The 3,141-nt window shown below is 43.0% G+C and carries 5 protein-coding genes; all 5 read left to right on the forward strand.

The window, feature by feature from the left end:
* The coding region (locus tag AEA42_RS00495; RefSeq protein WP_156312282.1) for an IS1634 family transposase at positions 1 to 420 on the forward strand (420 nt) is incomplete at its 5' end.
* A gap of 279 nt (positions 421 to 699) precedes the next feature.
* A complete protein-coding gene (locus AEA42_RS00500; protein WP_055646664.1) occupies positions 700 to 1,203 on the forward strand; it encodes a hypothetical protein in 504 nt (167 codons plus the stop codon).
* Between the two features lie 170 nt (positions 1,204 to 1,373).
* Positions 1,374 to 2,006 carry a site-specific integrase gene (locus tag AEA42_RS00505; RefSeq protein ID WP_055646665.1) on the forward strand — a complete coding sequence of 211 codons (633 nt, stop codon included), beginning with the start codon at positions 1,374 to 1,376 and terminating at the stop codon, positions 2,004 to 2,006.
* 150 nt (positions 2,007 to 2,156) lie between these two features.
* Positions 2,157 to 2,414, forward strand: a complete 258-nt coding sequence (locus AEA42_RS00510; RefSeq protein WP_014611709.1) for a type II toxin-antitoxin system Phd/YefM family antitoxin — start codon at positions 2,157 to 2,159, stop codon at positions 2,412 to 2,414.
* 1 nt (position 2,415) lies between these two features.
* Positions 2,416 to 2,763, forward strand: a complete 348-nt coding sequence (locus AEA42_RS00515) for a type II toxin-antitoxin system RelE/ParE family toxin (protein WP_055646666.1) — start codon at positions 2,416 to 2,418, stop codon at positions 2,761 to 2,763.
* Positions 2,764 to 3,141 lie beyond the last annotated feature (378 nt).

Raw genomic sequence — 3,141 nt, forward strand, 5'->3', positions numbered from 1 at the left:
GCGACCAATGATCACAGTGAAACGCTCACCATGGCTGAGCTGTTGGCTACCTATAAAGCCCAGCAGAATGTCGAGCGTGGTTTTAGGTTTCTGAAAAGTCCCGAATTTTTAACCTCCTCGTTATATCTTAAAAAACCGGAACGTATCGAAGCGTTGCTGATGGTGATGACCTGTAGCCTGATGATTTATGCGGCGCTGGAGCACCGGATCCGGCAGGGCTTAGTAGAGCAGAACCGGAGTGTGGCGGACATGAAAAAGAAACCCACGCAAAAACCGACTGCGCGGTGGATTTTTTTACGCTTTGGCGGGGTGCACGAGTACCAGTTGGGAGAGGCGCCACCTCAAGTCACAGGACTCACAGTGGACCAGCAGATCATTCTCGACGTGTTAGGCGAACGGTATCGGCAAATTTATTCCTAAATCAGGTGCGGAAAGTCGGGTAAAAACAGACGGAGCAAGAGGGGATGTCAACGTGTAGTGTTTCCATTCTCTTTGGACCGTAGTGGTTAAGATTGTTGTATTTGAGTTTGGTTGTTATGTGTCATCAGCCATTCAGTTATATAGTATCTCTCGCCTTAAATTATGCGCGTGAATCAGATTTACCTAGTCTGGTTCTCGCACAAAATCCTGCCATTTTGCGCTGGCTTCGGGCTAACGCGCATGCGCACTATATAAATATTAGGGAAGTCAACAGAACTCATGTACTCAAAAAATACACAAAAGCTTGTAGAAATACATATATCTGAAGCTAAAAAACATGCATTACAGTTGTTCGCTTTCACCAGCGCCATATTCCCAGCAGAGTGGAGTAACTCTTGGAATGAAGTAGTTACTTTTAGTCTTCTAGAATTTTCATTTCATGCCAGAAAAGTTAACGAGTTATGTGAGTTTAAAAATGAGGCTTTTCCTAGCATTAATCAGTTAATGGTTAAAATATCTGAGAATGACCCTGGGAATTGGGAAACCAATTACCATTTTGCCTTAAATGCTTTTATACATATTAAGTCTTTCATAATTGGCCAGGCGCACGCTGACCATAGAGTTATATTTCCGAGTTCATCGGCCAACTTACAAACAACGTATGTAAAAATTGAAACAGACAACTATCCAGAAAAAACCATCAGTATTTGTGGTTTAGTCTTTTGTTTTTTAAATCATGTAATACCCTTGCTAAGGAGTAAGTATCCTGATTTAAAGTTTTAATCGCGGCGTTAGCGATAGATTTCCTCGTGGTCGTTTAATCCGTGAATCACTCTACACCAGACTGATTCACGCCACCCGCTAAAACCCGTCCCAATCCCCCGTTTGCGGCTATTCTGGAGCGGTTTTTTCCCTTAAGATGAATCAAATCTCTAGAGAACTGATTCAAAGCCATGCAAAACCCCGATATTGCTCCTGAAATGCGTCTGTTTACGCCCGATGGTGACCGGTTGTATTTAACTGCGGAAGAACGGCGGCGCTTCCTCGATGCCAGTGCCTTAGAATCGCCAAGCGATAGGATGTTTTGCCATGTCCTGCATTACACCGGTTGTCGCCCGTCTGAGGCGTTAGCGATCTCGCCTAGGCATGTGATGGTTGAGGATGCGGCAATAGTTATTCGCTCCCTTAAGAAGCATAAAACCGATCCCCATGGCCGACTGAAGCAAGCGCAGTATCGCAGCGTGCCGGTGCTGCCGTCTTTGATTGAGCACTTGGATTTGGTGTTTGGCCTGCGTGCACAGCTACGCCGTGAGATTCATGCTGATAGTCTGTTATGGCCGCAGAGTCGACCTACCGCTTATCGCCTAGTGAAACGTGTCATGCACAGAGCGGGTATTGTGGGGGCGCAAGCGACCGGTAAAGGTTTACGGCATGGCTTTGGCGTGGCAATGGTCACGGCTAATCCTCCTGTACCTCTGCATGTGATCAGTCAACTCATGGGCCATAGCGACAGTAAAACCACGGAAATTTATCTGCAGGTACTGAGTGAAGAACGGCATAGCTTAGTGATGAATGCTTGGGGGTAAGTCGATATCCTTTTTTGCAATGCAAAAAATGCATTAACATCACCTCATTAAAGAAAGGCTAAATTTGGTCTTTTTTTGGTCTTTTGTGTGTCGCATGATATGATTATGGCCGGTTCCCTTATTTCGAATCAATCAACCAGGCACAAACTTATGAACATAGAAACAATCAGTTTTTTGAAGAAAAATGCAGCGAGTTTGCCCCTCGATGAGCCGATGATTATTACTCAAAATGGTGTCCCTGCTTACGTTATTGAGTCGGTTGCTGATAGAAATCGACGCGATGAGGCGATTGCTTTACTGAAGTTGGTCAGTTTTGCGAAAAGTGACCAACAAAATGGCCGCACGATCTCATCAAGTGCATTCAAGGAGCGTTTGGCTAATCGTAAACTCGCTTTAAAGGATGAGTAGTATGTCTGTGGTGAAACTGGAATATACCAAGACATTTGAAGACACCGTAGATAGCGCCATATCTCACTATTCCCAATGGAATGACGAGATCTCGATTATCGAGAGAATTGAGGCTGTTATTGATGCCTTTGAAGCATCCGTGACGCAAAATCCTTTGAGCCATGCGTTATGCCAAGAGTTAGTTGAGCTTGGCGTTACTCAGGTAAGGCATGCGATTAAAGAAGACTTTAGAATACTGTACGAGGTTAGCTACGTTAATGGTGAAGCCATTGTTACAGCGCTACTTTTTTTGAGCCAACGGCAAAGTATACAGAATCAGTTGATTAATCATTGCTTGATTTATAAGTAATCATTACTTATTTGTGTATTCCAAATGTAATACAATTTTATTATTAGTTATCTTTCATGGATAGCTTAATCTGTCGACGAACAGTTAATTCAACAAAGCCACTTCAGACTTGAAGTTGTTACAATTTCAAGGTTGAGAGCTACATTCACTAAGTAGTAAAAATCACCTTTAGTCTAAATTTGTATAAAACTAGCTATTTTATAAATAGCCGATGATTTTTATTGCTATATGTATTTCAAATGTATTACATTTTTATCCGTCATTCCGCACCTAATTTTCGATTTAAAAAACTTGACGGCGATCGGTCATTCTGATCTATTACTCTCTTTTGCAGGTAATTCATCATGGCCGCTCCCGCTATCTCTATCCGTAACCTCG

Origin of the sequence: Shewanella sp. Sh95, from assembly GCF_001308045.1 — a bacterium.
In the GTDB taxonomy this organism is placed as follows: Bacteria; Pseudomonadota; Gammaproteobacteria; order Enterobacterales; family Shewanellaceae; genus Shewanella; species Shewanella xiamenensis.